The 17,501-nt window shown below is 70.5% G+C and carries 22 protein-coding genes and 2 pseudogenes; 6 read left to right on the top strand and 18 right to left on the bottom strand.

The features are described from left to right. Positions 1-306: 306 nt before the first annotated feature. Positions 307-549 (top strand): annotated as a pseudogene (locus ACFXB5_RS10075) (aldo/keto reductase); the annotation flags it as partial. A 52-nt stretch (positions 550-601) separates the two neighbouring features. Here the strand turns inward: ACFXB5_RS10075 and ACFXB5_RS10070 are convergent. After that, positions 602-781 (bottom strand): annotated as a pseudogene (locus ACFXB5_RS10070) (hypothetical protein); the annotation flags it as partial. Between the two features lie 11 nt (positions 782-792). On the opposite strand from ACFXB5_RS10070, the gene ACFXB5_RS10065 reads away from it, so the two are divergent. Then, positions 793-1,191, top strand: a complete 399-nt coding sequence (locus tag ACFXB5_RS10065) for a VOC family protein (protein ID WP_385204811.1) — start codon at positions 793-795, stop codon at positions 1,189-1,191. A gap of 137 nt (positions 1,192-1,328) precedes the next feature. Here the strand turns inward: ACFXB5_RS10065 and ACFXB5_RS10060 are convergent, their stop codons facing one another. Next, entirely contained in the window at positions 1,329-1,700 is a 372-nt protein-coding gene (locus ACFXB5_RS10060) for a VOC family protein (protein WP_385204809.1), read from the bottom strand. A gap of 100 nt (positions 1,701-1,800) precedes the next feature. On the opposite strand from ACFXB5_RS10060, the gene ACFXB5_RS10055 reads away from it, so the two are divergent. Then, entirely contained in the window at positions 1,801-2,262 is a 462-nt protein-coding gene (locus ACFXB5_RS10055) for a MarR family winged helix-turn-helix transcriptional regulator (RefSeq protein ID WP_385204807.1), read from the top strand. A 192-nt stretch (positions 2,263-2,454) separates the two neighbouring features. Here the strand turns inward: ACFXB5_RS10055 and ACFXB5_RS10050 are convergent, their stop codons facing one another. From ACFXB5_RS10050 to ACFXB5_RS10025, 6 genes are all read right to left on the bottom strand, one after another. Continuing rightward, entirely contained in the window at positions 2,455-3,354 is a 900-nt protein-coding gene (locus tag ACFXB5_RS10050) for a bile acid:sodium symporter family protein (protein ID WP_385204805.1), read from the bottom strand. A gap of 61 nt (positions 3,355-3,415) precedes the next feature. Next, positions 3,416-4,750: a Dyp-type peroxidase gene (locus tag ACFXB5_RS10045; protein ID WP_385204802.1), complete on the bottom strand. Its 1,335-nt coding sequence runs from the start codon at positions 4,748-4,750 to the stop codon at positions 3,416-3,418. Between the two features lie 19 nt (positions 4,751-4,769). Next, the gene (locus ACFXB5_RS10040) at positions 4,770-5,783 is read right to left on the bottom strand and encodes a hypothetical protein (protein ID WP_385204800.1); all 1,014 of its coding nucleotides are present in this window, start codon (positions 5,781-5,783) and stop codon (positions 4,770-4,772) included. 42 nt (positions 5,784-5,825) lie between these two features. Next, a complete protein-coding gene (locus ACFXB5_RS10035) occupies positions 5,826-6,359 on the bottom strand; it encodes a hypothetical protein (RefSeq protein ID WP_385204797.1) in 534 nt (177 codons plus the stop codon). A 110-nt stretch (positions 6,360-6,469) separates the two neighbouring features. Beyond that, positions 6,470-6,688, bottom strand: coding sequence for a DUF397 domain-containing protein (locus ACFXB5_RS10030; protein WP_385204794.1), 219 nt, complete (start codon positions 6,686-6,688; stop codon positions 6,470-6,472). A 13-nt stretch (positions 6,689-6,701) separates the two neighbouring features. After that, complete coding sequence (locus ACFXB5_RS10025) at positions 6,702-7,556, bottom strand: helix-turn-helix domain-containing protein (RefSeq protein WP_385204792.1); 855 nt, start codon at positions 7,554-7,556, stop codon at positions 6,702-6,704. A 183-nt stretch (positions 7,557-7,739) separates the two neighbouring features. On the opposite strand from ACFXB5_RS10025, the gene ACFXB5_RS10020 reads away from it, so the two are divergent. Continuing rightward, positions 7,740-8,075 carry a hypothetical protein gene (locus tag ACFXB5_RS10020; RefSeq protein WP_385204789.1) on the top strand — a complete coding sequence of 112 codons (336 nt, stop codon included), beginning with the start codon at positions 7,740-7,742 and terminating at the stop codon, positions 8,073-8,075. Between the two features lie 98 nt (positions 8,076-8,173). Continuing rightward, complete coding sequence (locus ACFXB5_RS10015; protein WP_385204786.1) at positions 8,174-9,157, top strand: STM4015 family protein; 984 nt, start codon at positions 8,174-8,176, stop codon at positions 9,155-9,157. Positions 9,158-9,320: 163 nt separating this feature from the next. Here ACFXB5_RS10015 and ACFXB5_RS10010 read toward each other — a convergent pair whose 3' ends face one another. From ACFXB5_RS10010 to gvpO, 8 genes are read right to left on the bottom strand one after another with little or no spacing between them, the layout of a single operon-like run. Beyond that, positions 9,321-9,599 (bottom strand): gas vesicle protein K, encoded by a 279-nt coding sequence (locus ACFXB5_RS10010; protein ID WP_385204784.1) that lies wholly within the window; start codon positions 9,597-9,599, stop codon positions 9,321-9,323. Next, the gene (locus ACFXB5_RS10005; protein WP_385204782.1) at positions 9,596-9,820 is read right to left on the bottom strand and encodes a gas vesicle protein; all 225 of its coding nucleotides are present in this window, start codon (positions 9,818-9,820) and stop codon (positions 9,596-9,598) included. The genes ACFXB5_RS10010 and ACFXB5_RS10005 overlap by 4 nt, the downstream gene beginning before the upstream one ends. Beyond that, the gene (locus ACFXB5_RS10000) at positions 9,817-10,572 is read right to left on the bottom strand and encodes a GvpL/GvpF family gas vesicle protein (RefSeq protein ID WP_385204779.1); all 756 of its coding nucleotides are present in this window, start codon (positions 10,570-10,572) and stop codon (positions 9,817-9,819) included. Before ACFXB5_RS10000 ends, ACFXB5_RS10005 begins: the two co-directional genes overlap by 4 nt. After that, on the bottom strand, positions 10,569-10,904 hold the full coding sequence (locus ACFXB5_RS09995; RefSeq protein WP_123107744.1) for a gas vesicle protein: 336 nt from the start codon (positions 10,902-10,904) through the stop codon (positions 10,569-10,571). The genes ACFXB5_RS10000 and ACFXB5_RS09995 overlap by 4 nt, the downstream gene beginning before the upstream one ends. 19 nt (positions 10,905-10,923) lie before the next feature. Further along, positions 10,924-11,163 carry a gas vesicle protein GvpG gene (locus ACFXB5_RS09990; protein ID WP_385204777.1) on the bottom strand — a complete coding sequence of 80 codons (240 nt, stop codon included), beginning with the start codon at positions 11,161-11,163 and terminating at the stop codon, positions 10,924-10,926. Beyond that, positions 11,151-11,897, bottom strand: coding sequence for a GvpL/GvpF family gas vesicle protein (locus ACFXB5_RS09985; RefSeq protein WP_385204775.1), 747 nt, complete (start codon positions 11,895-11,897; stop codon positions 11,151-11,153). The genes ACFXB5_RS09990 and ACFXB5_RS09985 overlap by 13 nt, the downstream gene beginning before the upstream one ends. Before the next feature lie 3 nt (positions 11,898-11,900). Next, positions 11,901-12,371 carry a gas vesicle protein GvpJ gene (gene gvpJ / locus ACFXB5_RS09980; RefSeq protein WP_385204772.1) on the bottom strand — a complete coding sequence of 157 codons (471 nt, stop codon included), beginning with the start codon at positions 12,369-12,371 and terminating at the stop codon, positions 11,901-11,903. Positions 12,372-12,402: 31 nt separating this feature from the next. Next, complete coding sequence (gene gvpO, locus ACFXB5_RS09975) at positions 12,403-12,756, bottom strand: gas vesicle protein GvpO (RefSeq protein WP_385204769.1); 354 nt, start codon at positions 12,754-12,756, stop codon at positions 12,403-12,405. A gap of 233 nt (positions 12,757-12,989) precedes the next feature. Between gvpO and mfd the strand changes: the two genes are divergently transcribed. Then, positions 12,990-16,526, top strand: coding sequence for a transcription-repair coupling factor (mfd, locus tag ACFXB5_RS09970; protein WP_385204766.1), 3,537 nt, complete (start codon positions 12,990-12,992; stop codon positions 16,524-16,526). Positions 16,527-16,598: 72 nt separating this feature from the next. On the opposite strand, the gene ACFXB5_RS09965 is transcribed toward mfd, so the two are convergent. After that, positions 16,599-16,943 carry a helix-turn-helix domain-containing protein gene (locus ACFXB5_RS09965; RefSeq protein WP_385204763.1) on the bottom strand — a complete coding sequence of 115 codons (345 nt, stop codon included), beginning with the start codon at positions 16,941-16,943 and terminating at the stop codon, positions 16,599-16,601. Further along, complete coding sequence (locus tag ACFXB5_RS09960; protein ID WP_372462025.1) at positions 16,940-17,311, bottom strand: type II toxin-antitoxin system RelE/ParE family toxin; 372 nt, start codon at positions 17,309-17,311, stop codon at positions 16,940-16,942. The genes ACFXB5_RS09965 and ACFXB5_RS09960 overlap by 4 nt, the downstream gene beginning before the upstream one ends. Positions 17,312-17,501: the final 190 nt, after the last annotated feature.

Genomic DNA, 17,501 nt, shown 5'->3' with positions numbered 1-17,501 from the left:
GAGGGCGCGGGGCGGCCTGGGCCGTTCCGCCGATTCCCAGCGTGAGGGCGAGGCCCCCGAGGGTGGTTGCCGCGGCTAACGCAAGGCGACGAGAGCGCATATCGGTACACTCCGATCCGGTGGACTTTCCACCTCAACGAGAAAACTAACCGGACGAACTCGAGGAATTCACTAGAGCTGTGACCGCGCGGTTCGGATGAGGGGACGTCGGCGTATTCCGGTACGGCAAAACCGCCGCCCGGGTGGGCCCGCAGAATTCCGGCGCGATGTCAATGTATTCGTCGCCGATGGCCGATTCTCTGTCGCGCGGCTACTGGTCCCGTGGATCAGGCGGTGCTGGCCACCAAGTTCGGGTTCGCCAACCGGCTGGGGGAGCCGACCGCGATCCGGGGGGACGCCGGGTACGTCCGCCAGGCGTGCGACGCCTGGCTGCGGCGGCTCGGCGTCGATCACATCGACCTCTACTACCAGCACCGCGTCGATCCCGACGTCCCCATCGAGGAGACCGTCGGCGGGTACCGGCGATCTGGTGAGCCGGGGCGGCGGCGTCGATCGCGGACAGCTCCTCGGGGGACAGCTCGAGGGTGGCGGCGGCCAGGTTCTCCTCCAGGTACTTCTGGCGCCGGGTGCCCGGGATGGGGACCACGTCGTCGCCGCAGTGCTGCACCCAGGCGAGGGCGAGCCGGCCCGCGGTGACGCCCTTCGCGGCGGCCAGTTCGTTCAGCTGACCGATGAGTGTCGGAGTGGGCCGGGGTCTTAGGAGGTGAACGCACCACTCCAAGGGAGATCACCATGACCGAGACCGCGAAAGGCGCCCGTTTCACCGAGGTGGGCCGGGTCGCCGTCACCGTTGCCGATCAGGACCGGGCGCTGGAGTTCTATGTGGGCACGCTCGGCTTCGAGAAGCGTGCCGACATCCCCTTCGGCGACGGCCACCGCTGGATAGAGGTGGCCCCGGCGGGCGCCCCGACCGGGATCGCGCTGGTTCTGCCGCGCGAGGGCGGGCAGGGGCCGGGCTATGACACCGGCGTCATCCTCACCTCGGAGGACATCGACGCCGACCACTCGGCGCTGCGCGAGCGCGGCGTCGACACCGACCCGGAGGTTCAGCGCTGGGGCGCCCCGGTGCCGCCGATGTTCAGCTTCCGGGACGCGGACGGCAACGCGGTGATGGTCGTCGAGAACGGCTGACCCCGCCGGTCACCGGCGAAGAGCCGGTCCGCGGACGGGGGCGGACCGGCTCTTCGGTGTGGTGACGACGTATGGCCGCCGATGTGCGCGGCGCGGGCGCGGAGCAGGCCGGACGGTGAGGGCGACGGCGGTCGCGGTCAGCCTCCGTGCGCCGTGAGGGCGTAGCCCTCCGGGCCGATGAAGGTGAACGTGCGGCCGAAGGGGCTGTCCTGCGGCGGGCTGAGGATGGGCACCCCGGCGGCCGTGAGCTGGTCGTGCAGCGCCTGGGCGTCCGCGGTGCGGAACCACAGGGCCACCCCGAGGCCGGGCCGTGCGACGTCGTCGAGGTCCACGCCCGGCAGCGGCTCGCGGACGGCGAACGGGATCGGCTCGGCGGTGAACACCACCGCGCCGGGCGGCGAGGCCGGTGCGCGCCGCAGCCCTAGATGGGTTTCGCAGAAGGCGGCGGCCGCCTCGACATCGCGTACCTGGAGGGCGATGAAGTCGGGGCCGTCGATGGTGGCGGGCATGGGTCCTCCGCGGTTGTTGGCTGAGCCAGTGAGGTTCGATGTCAGGACTTTGACATTGATGGACTGTACGCATGCCCTCTCCGCATGTCAAAATCCTGACATGGAAGACCGGACTCCCGTCGCCCCGCCGCACCCCGCCGACGACATCACCGAGCATGTGGGCTACCGCCTCAAACGCGCCGCCGCGGCGCTGCGCGGCGCCATGGACAAGGCGCTGCGTGAGTGCGGGCTGACGGTGCCGCAGTACTCGTGCCTGGAACTCCTCGACCAGCGACCCGGCCTGTCCAACGCCGAGCTCGCCCGTGGCACGTTCGTCACCCGGCAGTCCATGAACGTCGTCCTCCGCGGCCTCCAGGACGCGGACCTGATCTCCCGGCCCGCCACCACCGACCACGGCCGCGCGCTCCCCGCCCACCTCACCGAGCACGGCCGCGAACGGCTCGACGCGGCCCGGTCCGCCGTCTACGCCATCGAACGGACGATGGTCGACGCCCTTCCGCAGCGGCGTCTGGCCGCCCTCCTCGCCGACCTCGACCGCATGGCGGAAGCCCTCGGCGGCTGACCGGCGTGCGCTCACAAGCGGTGCCCGTACGCCGGGTCGCAGGTGATCCAGCCCTGTCGCTGCCACCAGCCGATCGCCTTCCGGGCGATGGAACGACTGCTACCGCTATCCGCTATACCGCCGGCCCTCGCGCCGACCGCAGACCTGAGCGTTACGCCCCGGCCCGTCCCGGCGATGAGCATGAGCGCGTCATCATCGGCCATTCGTCCGCACATCCGTCTCCGCTGCCGTAGGGGCCTTTCGTCGGCTGCTGAGAAACGTGGCGATCGGCAGGGCTGCTGCCAGGCCGCTGAGCAGGATGGCGGCGAGCGCTCCGAGGATGGCGGGCTGGTCGTTGAAGGCGATACCGATCGCGGCCAGCGCGGGACCGGCATTGCGCACCGACGCGACACCGCCCATGGTGGTGCGCCGCACGGGCGGACCCGTGGCCAGCAGCGTTCCTACGGCGAAGGCAATGGCCGAGAGCAGGAACCCGGCGAGGAGCGCGAGGGAGCCGAGGAGCGCGACGACGCCCTGCCAGTTGCCGAGCAGCATGCCCGTCAGCACGACCAGGAACGTGACGTTGGAGACTGCCGCCGCCGGGGGGTGCCACGACCGTGCGGTGGGCTCGGCGTAGCGGCGTATCAGCAGGCCGATGGCGAAAGGTACGAGTTGCAGCAGGGCCACGGTCCGCACCAGTGCTCCCACGTCGAGGGAGACGTTGGTGCCTACGTCGGCGGCGGTCAGGAGGCCGCCCGCGGTGGGGGCGAAGGTGATGCTGCCGACGGAGGCGAGCAGCACCTGCATCGCTGCGCCGCCGACGACGTCACCGCTCTGCACCATGGCGAGTTTCGCCCCGAAGGGGCCGCCCGCGGAGGAGGCGACCAGGATGAGCGCGATGAAGGCGGCGGAGGGGAGGCTGAACAGCGCACCGATGCCCCAGCCGAGCAGCGGGACGACCACCATGTTGGCGATCAGCGCCAGCAGCAGGAGGGGGACGTTGGTGAAGATCCCGCGCAGTGCCGAGACCGTGGCGCCCAGTCCGGCGGCGAACATAGTGGCCGCGATGAAGATGACGGTGACTGCGTTGAGCACCAGGTGCAGGGTCTCCATCGGCTTCCCCTCGGGCGGCGGAGCGCGTGGGGACGGCGACGGGGCGTCCGTCGCCGCGCTGTCAGTCGTGAAGGCCGCCGAGCCAGCGCAGGGCGGTCAGGCTCGGCAGGAAGCAGTACTCGCCTCCTCGGGTGACGACGAACCGCGGCAGTGGGGCGAGGCGTCGGCGTAGCGGCCGCCGGGGAATGGTGAAGTCGGTGGAGCCGTCGCGGGATCCGGTCACGGGGTCCTGGGCGTTGTTCGCGCCGAAGAAGACGCCGTCGTTCATCCACTGCGACTGGACGAACTCGAACTGCCGCCCCGGATGCGCGCCGATGAACGCGAACATGAGGCCGCGGTCGACTCCGTCGTCCTCCAGTACCCCCTCGGGCAGCGGCGGACCGTAGACGGTGCCGCGGCGGATCATGCGGTGTAGTCGCACCTCTCCTGCCACCGCGGCGTCACGGGGGTTGGCACGGCGGATGTGGCAGCCGCCGGGCGTCTTGAATCCCGCCGGATCGTCGCTCTCGTACAGAAAGGTATTACGGCGGTGCGGGTCCGCTCCGAGCGCGGGCTCGTCGTGGCGCGGAGCCAGTGCCAGGGGAGCGCCGCTGCGCCAGCGCCCCATGATCTTCGCGGCGATCAGCTCCTCGTCCTGGGGTCCGGTGGAGTTTTCCTTCAAATAGCGGCGGAACTCGGCGACCTTCTGATGGAGCTTACGGAAGACCGCGTAACTGCCGTTGCGTCCCAGGACGGTGGGCTGGGGGATCTGGATGCCGCCGATCTCGTCCCGGTAGCCCAGGACGAACTCACCGGCCTTCAGCTCCACCTCCAACTGGTTGGATCCCGGTATGCCGCTGCCTTCGACGGCCGGATGGCTGACCCCGTCGCGATAGCCGAAATGCTCGGACTCGGTGGGCAGCGCGTAGCAGTCCTGACGCCATATCGCCGTCACGCCGGGCAGTCGGTCGTAGGCGGGGCGGGCCCGGTCGACGGCCGCCTCCAAGTGCACGGCGTCGGGTGCGACGGCTGTGAGCACCACATGGACGTCGTGGCTGCCCAGCGGCGCCTCCCAGCGCTCCGGGCCGCTCCCGCCCACATCGCCCAGCGCTTTGGCGCGGGCCGCCATCCCCTGCCGGAACTCCCAGGCGAACGTGTCCAGCCAGGCGCGCGGCACTCCCAGCGCCTCCAGGCCGCAGCAGGTGACGGCCACGCTCACCCACGTCTCTCCGAGTGGGCTGACGGAGTCCGCCGCGGAGGTCACCGCCGTACTCGCGCGCCGCATCAACTCCCGCCCATCACCCTGGTCGTCGATGCGGAAGGCGAGGTAGGTCGCCGCGTAAGGCGTCGGCCGAGGACTGAGAACCCCACGCTGGATGTCGTCGAGTTCCAACGCGACGTCCGTGTGCACGCTCACGGTTGACCTCCCCGCTGCCCTACGTGGAGACGAGGTTGCGCCAGAAGTTCCGCAGGCTGTCGTCCCCGCCGAACAGCGAGCTGAAGATCGTCGAGTCCGCCAGCAGCAGATCGGCCGCGCGGTCACCGCTGGGCGGCACCCACAGGAACATGTTGAACTCGGTGTTGCCGGCCTCGGTGAACGGATGCGGCCGGGACAGGTCGATCGGCTGCCTGGCCAGCACACGGATGGCGTCCGGGGCGTCGGTCGTCACGTCGTAGTGCGGCAGGTGCATGTGGAAGTTGAAGTTCGTCACCCCGTCCAGCCAGCCCTTCGGATCCAGGTCCCGGACCGTGGACAGAGGGGCGATCTGGTCGCCCTCGCGTGTCGCCGGGCGCAGTCCGTACCGGTTCATGACCGGCACTCCGAGGCCCTGCATCAGGTCCCTGACATAGGTGGCGAACCGCTGCTGCCGGGGCACCAGGGGATCGCCGTGGTGGCGGTATTCCATCTCCCGGACCTTCAGGTCGTCCGAGGCGCCGACGTCATGGTGTGGGCCGAGGACGAGGCAGGCGTCCTCCCGGCTGAGGAACGCCCGCAGGGCCTCGATCTCCCCGGGCTGGGCCTCCTGCTCCGTGACCGCGTGGTCCAGCCCGAACACGAACAGCACATCCGTGTCGCCAAGCACCCGCTCATCGAGCGGTGTGAAGAAACCCGCCTGGTCGATGCGCTGGTACACCGGTACGGGATGCCCCGTGACCTCCTCGACGTAGTCCTGGAACGGCACCCAGGCCCAGAAGAACAGCTCCAGTGACCCGGCGATGCCCTGCTGGAACCGGTACGGGTCCGACCACTTCGGGTCCTCGTACGCGGGCCATGCCACCCGCCTGACCTCGGTCATCGTGGAGAAGCGGTTGTCCAGCTCGGCCGCGTTGCGACCGGCCTCGGCCGGATAGCTCCACGAGACATAGATACTCACTCGCCGCCCGCCAGGGGTGTACTCCCGCGGAATGTGCCGCTGGTTGTACGTGCGCGCGGTCCTGACCTTGCTCATTTCCATCGTCTCACTGCGTCCGAGTCTCACTGCGTCCGCGTCTCACTGCATCTGGTCGAGCATCTCCGACAGGGCGCCCTTGATCCGCAAAGCCTTCTTGATCTCGTCCGCCGTCACGTACGGATACTCTCCGTACTCAATGAAGCTCGGACAGTGGTGTTCCCGTACGAAGCGTACGAACCCCTCGGGGTTCGACTGCCAGTCCTCGGGAAACCCTTCGAGGTTCTCGAATACGGTGCTCGCGCCGACCTTTGTGAAGAGGGCGACCGCGTCCTCGGTGTACTTGTCGAAGTCGGTGTCGAAGATGCCCTGGTACATGAAGCGCGTGTCGTCGTCGAAGAGAACCCAGCGCAGGTAGTGCAGCTTCAGCGGCGCCAGCAGGTACGGATCTTCCTCCAGTGCCTGGACCAGGGTCTGACCGTGCGCACGCACCGCCTCGGCCCGCCCCGGCTTGATCCGCGCGATGATGGTGAATCCGTAGCAGGCCGGGGTCCTGGGGAAAATGGGACCGTACTTCCCCTGCTCAAGATGATCGGTCTCCTTGGGTATGGCGACCATCTGCGGCTTGATCTCCATGTCCGCTCCTCCGTATTCCACAGGGCGGAACCCATTACCAGTGTGGCACTTGGACGGCTGGGCGCGCCCCCTGAGTGGGGCCGTCACCGGGTACGCCCAGCTCCGGGGCTTCAGTCGCTTGCGGCGGTTCTCGTGGCGAGGCGGTCGAGGGTGCCCGCCTTGGCGGCACGTATGAAACCGCCGAAGGCGGTGGGACTGGTGGTGAGGGTGGTGTCGGGTGCGTCGCTCTCGCGTAGCTGGAGGGCGCCGTCGCGGTTGTTGCGTACGTATACGCAGTTGGCCGCGTTCGGGCTGTACGAGGACTTGCGCCAGATGTGGGCGTTGGGCACGCCGACTCCTTGATCAGAGGTTGCGTGCGATCCGGCGGATCGCGTCGCGGGATTCCACCGGGTTGAGGGTGGACGCTTCCATCCGGTCCACGATGTCCCGGTAGCGGACCAGTTGAGGCTGGGTATCCAGGAATTCAGAGCCATGGTCCGCGTCGAGATGAACGGTGTCCAGGCGTGGTACTTCTCCGCCGAAGTAGACGATGCCCTGTCCCGAGATGGGGAAGATGCCGGTGCCGAACGGAATCACCTTCAGGGTGATGTTTTCCCGCTCGCTCATCTTGATCAGGTATTCGAGCTGAGCCTGGGCCACCACCGGACCGCCGAACCCCATGCGCAGCGCGGCCTCGTGGACGACCGCTGTCAGGGGTGTCGGATGCTCTCCGTAGAGCACGGCCTGGCGTTTGATCCGGTAGGAGACGCGGTGCTCCACCTCGTGTAGGGCCAGCGCGGGCAAGGCGTCGCTGATCAGGGCACGGGCGTGTTCCGTGGTCTGGAGCACTCCGGGCATGTGGAAGACGGAGACGATCCGCATGTACGTCGCGTGGTGCTCCAGCTCGGCGAGATCGAGCATTCCCGCTGGCAGCATCTCGCGGTACTCCTCCCACCAGCCCCGCGTCCGGCCGCCCGTCATGCCTGTGAGTGCTTCGATCAGCGCCTCGTCGGTGCATCCGTAAAGGCGGGCCAGGGCTCGCACCCGGTCGGCGCTCACCGCGTAGCCGCCTGCCTCGATGTTGCTGATGCGCGACTGGGTGGCGCCGAACAGCTCGCCCGCATGAGTGGCGGACAGCTCCGCGTTCTCGCGGAGGCGGCGCAGCTCCGCGCCGAGGCGCCGTTGCCGCACGGTGGGCGGGAGTTTGGTCCGGGCCATCGTGCTGTCTCTCCTTGTGTGCGCGTGTATCACCCGATCGGGTGGGGTTGGAATGAAAAGAAGTCGGGTGATGGACTGTAGCTCAACACGGTGGTTACCGTGTAAATCACCTGCTGGGACGGGGCGTTGCCCCGATGCGACGTGAGTTCCCGGCTCAACCCCACCTCCTGACGGGAGACTTCCATGGTCACCGTAGCCCCGGACCAGTCCGCCTCTGAGCCGTTCGATTTCGATCAGGAAGTGCGCGCACTCGTCCTAGACACCGCACCCCGACTCTTCGCCGTCGTCCAGGTATTCGCCCTGGACGACGGCTGGCGGGATGCCGAGGTCGCGGCGTGGGGGACGGCGTACGAGGACGGGCGGGTGGACGTGACCAGCGTCGACGGGCTGCGGCGGCTCAGCCTGGCCTCGCCCGCCCGGGCGACCTGGTACTTCGCGCGGCGGGACGGCGTCACCGCCCGGTTGGTGTGGCTCATGCCGTCCCGCGCCGCCACGTTCGACCCGGCCGAGGCGGCCTGACCGGCGGCCACCGGTCTCACCGGCGCGTTGTCAGTCGCTCCTGTTAGAACTGTTGCTCACATCGCCCCCTGACACGCCGCACGGCAGGAGCAGCCCGCATGAGAACCCACGACGATCACCTTGAGGAGCTGTACGGCCTCCCGGCTTTCACGTTTCCCGCGCCCGGCGAGACAGCAACCCTGCCCGAACCCGACGCCGTGGCCTGGCGGATCGGCTATAAGAGGTGGGAATCCGAGGAGAGTTGGGTGGAGACCTTCGGCCGCTTCTGTGCCGAGGTCGACATCACGCGGGTCCGCGCTCTGATCGTCGGCATCTGGGGCGATGTGGAAGACACCGATCCGTCCGAGGTCATCGAAGCGCTGTTGGCCGTGCGCGACCGGCTGCCCGCCCTGCGGTCGGTGTTCCTCGGGGACATCACGGACGAGGAGTGCAGTCTCTCCCGGATCAGCCAGACCGACGTCACACCGCTGCTGACCGGCTTTCCCGCACTGGAGGATTTCGGCGTGCGCGCGGGGTGGGGCACCAGCCTGGGAGAAACATTGAAGCTGGAGTTCCCCGCCCTGCGCCATGACGCGCTGCGCAGGCTGACCGTGGAAAGCAGTGGCCTGCCGGGTGGCGTCGTGCGCGGTGTGGGGGCGAGCGAACTGCCCGCGCTGGTCCACCTCGACCTGTGGCTGGGCAGCAACGACACCGGTGGGGACTGTGAGGTGGCCGATCTGGAGCCGATCCTGTCCGGTGCCCGGATGCCCCGGCTGCGGCACCTGGCCCTGCGCAACAGCGAGATCCAGGACGAGGTCGCCGCCGCCGTGGCGTCCGCCCCGGTGGTCGCTCGGCTCGAGGTGCTCGACCTTTCCATGGGCATCCTGAGCGACGACGGCGCCGCCGCCCTCCTCGGCGGCCAGCCGCTGACCCACCTCACAAAGCTGGACCTGCACTACAACTTCCTCAGCGAGCCCTTCCAACAGCGCATACGCCAAGCGCTCGAACCCGCGGGCGTCGAAGTGGATCTCGATCAGAGTGACGTCGACTACGAGGCCGACGGCACCGTCTGGCGCTCCATCTGTGTTGAGGGGCTCTACTAGGGGGTGCCTTGTCGATCAGGCCGGATCAGCGAGCGGCGTCAGGGGGCACCTCCCAGCGGTAGCTGGGGGAGCGACGAGCGCGGGGCCGCGAGGTGCCGCCCGCTGCGGCAGCGGCTGATGTCACAGCGGCGTCGGGAGCCCGGCATGACCGGCAAGACACCCCCTAGTCGCGGGGGAGCAGGGTGCCCAGCGGGCCGAGGTCGAGATTGAGGTCTTCCGGGGTGAGGCCGTGCTGGTCGCAGAGTTCGGTCATGCGGCGGTCCAAATGCATCAGCGTCGTGCCGATGCGGTCGATCTGGTCCTCGGTGAGGCCCCCCGCGTCGATGCGGCGCAGGGCCTGACGTTCCATCAGCTGGCGGAGGAGTTCGACCACGGTCAGGACGAGGGCGACCAGGTCGCGGCCCATCGCGTCGGGGTCGAGTTCGACGCGGGTGTCGGTCACAGCGGGCCGCCGTCGGTCCAGGGGGCGGGGACGCGTTCGTTGACGGAGGACAGCAGGGCGTGCAGGGAGAGCCGGATGAGGGGGACTTCGGCGATGGCGATGACGAGGTCGCCGCTGACGACGACCCCGGTGGCGAGCACCCGGTCCAGGAGGTCGACCAGGGGCACGCCGACCGGGCCGTGGGCCTCGGCGGGGACGCTGCCCCAGCCGGCGGTGGTCATGAGGTGGCCCCGGCGTCGGAGAAGGCGTCGGCGAAGGAGTACGGGGGCCAGGGGCCCGACAGGTCGATCTGGATCGCGGGCTCGTCCCGGCGCAGGGAGGTCAGGGCGGCGCGGAGTTCGCGGGTGCGGGTCGCGTCGAGGAGGTAGGCCGCGTTGAGGATGTGGGTGCGGTCCTTGCCGGTGACCTCGACGCCGTGCGGGCGCAGTCGGCGGGCGGCCACGGCGAAGCCGCGTACGACGGTGTCCACGCGCTCGGCGGCCTGGAGGGCGGCGTTCTGGCGCTGTTCGCGGCCCTGGTGGCGGTTGCGGACGCGGTCCAGGTACGCGCGGCCACTGTCCGCCACGGCCGTTTCCCGGACGACGGGCCGGGCGGTGGGGGCGTAGACCTTTACGCCCCATTCTTCTCGGCCTGCCAGCCGGTCCAAAGCGGTCAGGAAGGACGCCTCCCTCTCGCGCAGGGCCTCCCGGACCCGCTCGTCGCCGCGGTAGAGGGTGGCCAGGGGGAGGGGGACGGTCGCGGTGACGGCGGAGACCGCCGTGATCACCTCGTGGTGGGCGCGGGCGCAGCGTTCCAGTTCGGCGCGGTCGGAGAGGCGTTGGCGCAGTGCCGCTTCGGTGTAGTCGGCGGCCGGTACGTCCTGGACGATGGCGGTGAGCGGGCCCGCGGCCAGTGCGCGGACGGGGGCGTCCGTACCGGGCAGGGCCTCGTGGGGGCGGCAGACCGCGTACGCGTAGGTGAGCGTGACGGTCATGCGCCGTCGCCTCCCGCCGGGGCCGCGGCGGTCAGCTCGCCGGACTCGAAGGCGTCCAAGCGCTCCCGCAGCCTCGCGTTCTCCTCCGCGAGCGCGTCCCGCCGGGCGCGCGACGACAGCGCCGGGTCGGTCTCCCACCAGTCGATCCCCGCCTTGCGCGCGGTGTCCACAGAGGCGACGAACAGCCGCAGCCGGATGGTGAGCAGTTCGATGTCCAGCAGGTCGATCTTGATGTCCCCGGCGATGACGATGCCCTTGTCGAGGACGCGTTCCAGGATCTCGGCGAGGTCGGACGTGGGCGGGCCGGTGGTCGGGGGCGGGGTGCACAGCAGATCGCGGTCGGTGCGGTGGTCAGCCACGTCGCGTCGTCCCTCGTTCCAGCAGGTCGAGCAGTCGGTCCTCTTCGCGGTCGAATGCGTCGGGGTCGATGGCTCCGGACTCCAGCGCCTCGTTGAGGGCGGCGAGCCGGGCGCGGATCACGGACGGGTGGTGCAGCTCCCGTTCGGCGGCGTCCCGCAGGCACTCCGCGATCCACAGCGTGCCCCGTACGGGCGCCAGCGGCAGCAGCGCGATCTCGCTCAGCACGCCCATGCGGGCTCCACGAAGCTGTAGCAGGGCAGCGGTCCGGTCAGCCGCAGCTCGACATGGCCGCCGTGCTCGGCGGCGAGGCGTTCCACCACGGTGCGGAAGCGCCGCATCTCGGCCCGGGCCAAGAGGAACGACGCGTTGAGCACGCACCCCGGCACCTCGGGCCCTGCCACTCGCTCGTCCGCCACCTCCGACAGCGCGGCCAGCACCGCGGCGGCGGTGGCGGTGGCCCGGCGGGTCAGCCCCCGGGCCACGGCCTCGCCGAGCCGCAGGCTGGCCTCGTAGCCGGGGTTGCGGCGGGCGGCGGTGCGCAACCGCGCGACCTCGGGGTCCTCGCGCATCAGCGACCGCAGATCGCCCTGGGCGGGGACCGCCTTGAGGTTCATCTCGACCCGGCCGTCGACCCGGTTGAGCGCGGCGAGGCAGTCGCCGTGCGAGGACTCCAGCTGGCGCCGCACCACGTCCTCGTCGGGCGCGACCATCCCGAAGCGCATGGGCAGCACCGGCCCGTCCATCGCGAGGGCGAGGGCCAGTTCCTGGTGTGCGAGGAGGTCGCGCCGCTTGGCGCGCAGCCCCGCCGGGGCGTCGCTGACGACGGCGGCCAGCTCACCGGCGCGCAGCGTACGCAGCGGGGCGGGGCGTTCGCCGACGCCGGTGCGGCCGGGCGGCAGGGCGCGGCGGGCGTGGACGACGCCGTAGACGTACACGCTGCGGGGCGCGACGGCGGCCTCGGCCATGGGTCAGTCCTCCTCGGACTCGGAGCGGCGGCGGGCGCGGGGTGCGTCACTGCTGGTGCGGCGTCGCGGGCGGGATTCCTCGTCCGGTTCGTCCTCGCCGCCCCCGACGGCCCGTTTGACCTTCTCCTCCACGGCGCCGACCGCCTTCTTCGCCTTCCGCTTGCCGAGGCCCTGAGCCACCGCCCCCGCCCCGGTGCCCCCGCCCCCGCCTCCGCCGAACAGCTCGGGCACGGTGCGGCTGGTGCGGTCGCGTTCGAGGTCCACGCGGTTGCAGGCCTCCGCGAAGCGCAGATACGTGTCCACGCTGGCCACCACGACCCGGGCGTCGATCTTCAGGATCTCGATGCCGACCAGGGAGACCCTGATGAACACGTCGATCACCATGCCGCGGTCGAGGATCAGCTCCATGACGTCGTACAGGGTGCCCGCCCGCGGAACGCAGACGACTTCCTCGGTGTAGGTGGTGGGAGCCATGGTCGGAGGGGTCCTTTCCGCAGTGGTCGGCTCAGCAGTCGTCGGCCGCACCGCGCCGGTAGCGGCGGACCCTCCGGTACTCGCGCAGCTCGCCCCGCTGGTCGATGTCCACCTCGTACGTGGCCAGCAGGCTCGTGGTGTCGGGGATGCGGGAGACCTCCAGCACGTCCACGCTCACCCGCCAGCCGTCCTCGGTGCGGCGCACCGCGGACACCCCCTCGGTGGGGTGGGTGATCAGCGCGGCGAGCCGGTCGCAGGCGTGCCCGGCCGCCTGCTCGGGACCGGGCCCGGACCCGGACCCGGGACCGGGACCGGGTTCGGGCTCGCGCTCCCGCGTCCTGCGGCTGGTCTCGGCGCCGGACGTGCGCCGCTCTCGCTCTGCCATGTGCATCAGTCTGTTCACAGCCCGCGCCGGGCCGCGCGCGGAGTTGGGCCAGATGCGGGCGTGGTGCTACTCCGGGGGCGGCCGGGGACGACCGGGGGGCGCCGTCACCGTATGACCGGACAAAGCGCACCCGGCGGAGGATGTCGGCGCGGGGCCGTACTCTGGAAGACCCCCGGCCCGTGACACGTGTCGGGTCGTTCGCGTTGTCCGCCTCCGGGATGGAATACCCCTTTATGAGCCTCACCGGTCTGCTCGACGCCGTCGTAAGGGACCCCGCGCTCGCCGAGGCGGTGCGCGGCGCCACCGACGGCCATCGCCCCCACGTCGATCTGGTCGGCCCGCCCGCCGCCCGTCCGTTCGCCATCGCCGCGCTCGCGCGCTCGGCGGGCCGTACCGTGCTCGCGGTGACGGCCACCGGCCGGGAGGCGGAGGACCTGGCGGCGGCGCTGCGCTCGCTGCTGCCGCCGGACGGGGTGGTGGAGTACCCGTCCTGGGAGACGCTGCCGCACGAGCGGCTCTCCCCGCGCTCGGACACGGTCGGGCGGCGCCTCGCGGTGCTGCGCAGGCTGGCCCATCCGAGCCCGGACGACCCGGCGGCCGGTCCCGTCTCGGTCGTTGTCTCGCCCGTACGGTCCGTGCTCCAGCCGCAGGTCAAGGGGCTCGGCGACCTGGAGCCGGTGAGCCTGCGGGCCGGGCGGACCGCCGATCTGGAGGAGATCGTGGACGGGCTCGCGGCCGCCGCGTACTCCCGGGTCGAACTGGTCGAGAAGCGCGGCGAGTTCGCCGTGCGCGGCGGCATCCTGGACGTCTTCCCGCCGACCGAGGAGCATCCGCTCCGGATCGAGTTCTGGGGCGACGACATCGAGGAGATCCGCTACTTCAAGGTGGCCGACCAGCGGTCCCTGGAGGTCGCCGAGCACGGGCTGTGGGCCCCGCCCTGCCGGGAGCTGCTGCTGACCGACGACGTACGGGAGCGGGCCGCGGCCCTCGCCGAGGCCCATCCCGAGCTGGGCGAGCTGCTCGGCAAGATCGCCGAGGGGATCGCGGTCGAGGGCATGGAGTCCCTGGCCCCCGTCCTGGTGGACGACATGGAGCTGCTGCTGGACGTCCTCCCGACGGGCAGCATGACGGTCGTCTGCGAGCCGGAGCGGGTGCGCACCCGGGCGGCGGACCTGGTGGCCACCAGCCAGGAGTTCCTCCAGGCCTCCTGGGCGGCCACCGCCGGGGGAGGGGAAGCCCCGATCGACGTCGGCGCGGCCTCCCTGTGGGGCATCGCGGACGTCCGCGACCGCGCCCGTGAGCTGGGCATGATGTGGTGGTCGGTGAGCCCCTTCGCGGCCGACGAGGAGCTCGACGCGGATACGGTCAAGCTGGGCATGCACGCCACCGAGAGCTACCGCGGCGACACCGCCCGCGCGCTGGCCGACACCAAGGGCTGGCTCGCCGACGGCTGGCGCACGGTCTATGTGACCGAGGGCCACGGCCCCGCCTCCCGCACCGTCGAGGTGCTCGGCGGCGAGGGGATCGCGGCCCGGCTGGACGGTGACCTCACCGAGATCAAGCCGTCCGTGGTGCATGTGGCCTGCGGCTCGATCGACTACGGCTTCATCGACCCGGCCCTGAAGCTGGCCGTGCTGACCGAGACGGACCTGTCCGGGCAGAAGGCCGCGGGCAAGGACGGGGCGCGGATGCCCGCGCGCCGCCGTAAGACGATCGATCCGCTCACCCTCGAGGCGGGCGACTTCATCGTCCACGAGCAGCACGGCGTGGGCCGCTACATCGAGATGGTGCAGCGCACCGTCCAGGGCGCCACCCGCGAGTATCTGGTGGTGGAGTACGCCCCGGCCAAGCGCGGCCAGCCCGGCGACCGGCTCTTCGTCCCCACCGACCAGCTGGAGCAGGTCACCAAGTACGTGGGCGGCGAGGCGCCGACCCTGCACCGGCTCGGCGGCGCCGACTGGACCAAGACCAAGGCGCGCGCCAAGAAGGCCGTCAAGGAGATCGCCGCCGACCTGATCAAGCTCTACTCGGCCCGGATGGCGGCGCCCGGCCACGCCTTCGGCGGGGACACCCCCTGGCAGCGGGAGCTGGAGGACGCGTTCCCGTACGTGGAGACCCCCGACCAGCTCACCACCATCGCCGAGGTCAAGGAGGACATGGAGAAGTCGGTTCCGATGGACCGGCTGATCTGCGGCGACGTCGGCTACGGCAAGACCGAGATCGCGGTCCGCGCCGCCTTCAAGGCGGTCCAGGACGGCAAGCAGGTCGCGGTGCTCGTGCCCACGACCCTGCTGGTGCAGCAGCACTTCGGCACCTTCGGCGAGCGGTACGGCCAGTTCCCCGTCAACGTCAGGGCGCTCTCCCGCTTCCAGACCGACACCGAGGCCAAGGCGGTGCTGGAGGGGCTGCGGGACGGCTCGGTCGACATCGTCATCGGCACCCACCGGCTCTTCTCCTCCGAGACCAAGTTCAAGGATCTGGGCCTGGTCATCGTGGACGAGGAGCAGCGCTTCGGTGTCGAGCACAAGGAGCAGCTGAAGAAGCTCCGCGCCAATGTGGACGTGCTGACCATGTCCGCCACGCCCATCCCGCGCACCCTGGAGATGGCGGTCACCGGCATCCGCGAGATGTCCACGATCACCACCCCGCCGGAGGAGCGCCATCCGGTGCTGACCTTCGTCGGTCCGTACGAGCAGAAGCAGATCGGCGCCGCGATCCGGCGCGAGCTGCTCCGCGAGGGCCAGGTCTTCTACATCCACAACCGGGTGGAGTCCATCGACCGGGCCGCCGCCCGGCTGCGCGAGATCGTCCCCGAGGCGCGGATCGCCACCGCCCACGGGCAGATGTCGGAGGGCGCGCTGGAGCAGGTCGTGGTCGACTTCTGGGAGAAGAAGTTCGACGTCCTGGTCTCCACGACCATCGTCGAGTCCGGGATCGACATCTCCAACGCCAACACCCTGATCGTCGAGCGCGGCGACAACTTCGGCCTCTCCCAGTTGCACCAGCTGCGCGGCCGGGTCGGGCGAGGGCGTGAGCGCGGTTACGCGTACTTCCTCTACCCGCCCGAGAAGCCGCTCACGGAGACCGCCCATGAGCGGCTGGCCACGATCGCCCAGCACACCGAGATGGGCGCGGGCATGTATGTGGCGATGAAGGACCTGGAGATCCGCGGCGCGGGCAATCTGCTCGGCGGCGAGCAGTCCGGCCACATCGCGGGCGTCGGCTTCGACCTCTACGTCCGGATGGTCGGCGAGGCCGTCGCCGACTACCGCGCCTCGATCGAGGCGGGCGAGGGCGAGCCCGCGGAGGCGCCGCTGGAGGTCAAGATCGAGCTTCCGGTCGACGCGCACGTCCCGCACGACTACGCCCCCGGCGAGCGGCTGCGCCTCCAGGCGTACCGGGCGATCGCCTCCGCCAACAGCGAGGAAGACATCCGCGCCGTCCGCGAGGAGCTCACCGACCGCTACGGCAAGCTCCCCGAGCCGGTGGAGAACCTCCTCCTGGTCGCCGGCCTGCGCCTGCTGGCCCGCGCCTGCGGTGTCACCGACATCACCCTCCAGGGCTCCAACATCCGCTTCTCCCCGGTAGAGCTCCGCGAATCCCAGGAGCTGCGCCTCAAGCGCCTCTACCAGCGCACGGTCATCAAGCCCGCCACCAAGCAGATCCTGGTACCCCGCCCCGCCACCGCCCGCATCGGCGGAAAGCCGCTGGTGGGACGGGAACTGCTGGCGTGGACCGGGGAGTTCCTGACGTCGATCCTGGGGTCGTGAGGGCGGTGCTGGGGCTGGGGCGTGAGGGTGCTCCTGGGGGGCGTGACGACGGTGCTGGGGACGCCATCCGGCTCAGGCGATGCGGATCTGTTGATCGTCGACTTCGAGCACCAGGGTCAGCCGCGCCCCCAGCGCCTGCGCATAGGCGCGCATCGCCGTGAGATCCACCGCCTTGCCCTGCTCCAGCTGGGAGACGCGGGCTTGGGTGATGCCGAGCTGGGCGGCGGCCTGCTGCTGGGTGAGACCCCGTTCCCTCCGCAGCCGCCGCAGGTGATGGCCCAGGAGGTGGGCCTCCTGCTGCAGGCGTGCGGCCTCCTTCCGCGCCGCCCACTCCGCCTCGCCCACCTCGGGGTGGGCCTCGCGACGGACCCGCTCGCCGCTCCTCTTGACCTCGTCCCACGAGGTGAAACCGTTCATTCCGCCGCCTTCTCCTTGTGGTCGAGGTACTGCCGGTAGCGCTCCTCGGCGAGTGGGACGGCGGTGTCGTACCAGCGCCGCCAATTGCCCGCCTTGTCGCCCGCCACCAGGAGGATGCACTCCCGGTCGGGGTCGAAGACGAAGAGGATGCGGATTTCGGTCCGGCCCGCCGAGCCCGGGCGTAACTCCTTGAGGTTCTTCATCGAGCTGCCGTGGATCACATCGGCCATGGGACGACCGAGGCTCGGTCCTATGGCCGCCAGCAGCTCGATGGCCTGCTCCACCGAGTCGGCCGAATGCGGATCGTGAGCACATAGGGCGAGGAACCAGTCGGCCACCTCGTCATGGATGTTGATTGACCACGTCACGAGCGAGTATAAGCAGTCGCTTGTAGAAGCGCACCCTTGTAAAGCCAGCTCATTCCCTCGAATGGGTGGGCCTGCCTGCGCCAGCTTCCACGGGGACAGGGGCGGGCCGCCCGCGCGACACCCCCCTCGGCGCGCGGCGGCCGGCCCCCGCGCATGAGCCCCGCCGGGGGGCCCGGTGCGGTGCCGTGGC

Origin of the sequence: Streptomyces sp. NPDC059455, from assembly GCF_042750115.1 — a bacterium.
In the GTDB taxonomy this organism is placed as follows: Bacteria; Actinomycetota; Actinomycetes; order Streptomycetales; family Streptomycetaceae; genus Streptomyces; species Streptomyces endocoffeicus.
Note: the sequence above shows the minus strand (reverse complement) of the source record. Positions and strands in the feature narration are given on the sequence as shown.

Excerpts from the sequence above, each read along its gene's own strand:
- ACFXB5_RS10065 (WP_385204811.1), top strand. The coding sequence starts at position 793 with ATGACCGAGACCGCGAAAGGCGCCCGTTTCACCGAGGTGGGCCGGGTC.
- ACFXB5_RS10060 (WP_385204809.1), bottom strand. The coding sequence starts at position 1,700 with ATGCCCGCCACCATCGACGGCCCCGACTTCATCGCCCTCCAGGTACGC.
- ACFXB5_RS10055 (WP_385204807.1), top strand. The coding sequence starts at position 1,801 with ATGGAAGACCGGACTCCCGTCGCCCCGCCGCACCCCGCCGACGACATC.
- ACFXB5_RS10050 (WP_385204805.1), bottom strand. The coding sequence starts at position 3,354 with ATGGAGACCCTGCACCTGGTGCTCAACGCAGTCACCGTCATCTTCATC.
- ACFXB5_RS10040 (WP_385204800.1), bottom strand. The coding sequence starts at position 5,783 with ATGAGCAAGGTCAGGACCGCGCGCACGTACAACCAGCGGCACATTCCG.
- ACFXB5_RS10035 (WP_385204797.1), bottom strand. The coding sequence starts at position 6,359 with ATGGAGATCAAGCCGCAGATGGTCGCCATACCCAAGGAGACCGATCAT.
- ACFXB5_RS10025 (WP_385204792.1), bottom strand. The coding sequence starts at position 7,556 with ATGGCCCGGACCAAACTCCCGCCCACCGTGCGGCAACGGCGCCTCGGC.
- ACFXB5_RS10020 (WP_385204789.1), top strand. The coding sequence starts at position 7,740 with ATGGTCACCGTAGCCCCGGACCAGTCCGCCTCTGAGCCGTTCGATTTC.
- ACFXB5_RS10015 (WP_385204786.1), top strand. The coding sequence starts at position 8,174 with ATGAGAACCCACGACGATCACCTTGAGGAGCTGTACGGCCTCCCGGCT.
- ACFXB5_RS10005 (WP_385204782.1), bottom strand. The coding sequence starts at position 9,820 with ATGACCACCGCCGGCTGGGGCAGCGTCCCCGCCGAGGCCCACGGCCCG.
- ACFXB5_RS10000 (WP_385204779.1), bottom strand. The coding sequence starts at position 10,572 with ATGACCGTCACGCTCACCTACGCGTACGCGGTCTGCCGCCCCCACGAG.
- ACFXB5_RS09990 (WP_385204777.1), bottom strand. The coding sequence starts at position 11,163 with ATGGGCGTGCTGAGCGAGATCGCGCTGCTGCCGCTGGCGCCCGTACGG.
- ACFXB5_RS09985 (WP_385204775.1), bottom strand. The coding sequence starts at position 11,897 with ATGGCCGAGGCCGCCGTCGCGCCCCGCAGCGTGTACGTCTACGGCGTC.
- gvpJ (WP_385204772.1), bottom strand. The coding sequence starts at position 12,371 with ATGGCTCCCACCACCTACACCGAGGAAGTCGTCTGCGTTCCGCGGGCG.
- gvpO (WP_385204769.1), bottom strand. The coding sequence starts at position 12,756 with ATGGCAGAGCGAGAGCGGCGCACGTCCGGCGCCGAGACCAGCCGCAGG.
- mfd (WP_385204766.1), top strand. The coding sequence starts at position 12,990 with ATGAGCCTCACCGGTCTGCTCGACGCCGTCGTAAGGGACCCCGCGCTC.
- ACFXB5_RS09965 (WP_385204763.1), bottom strand. The coding sequence starts at position 16,943 with ATGAACGGTTTCACCTCGTGGGACGAGGTCAAGAGGAGCGGCGAGCGG.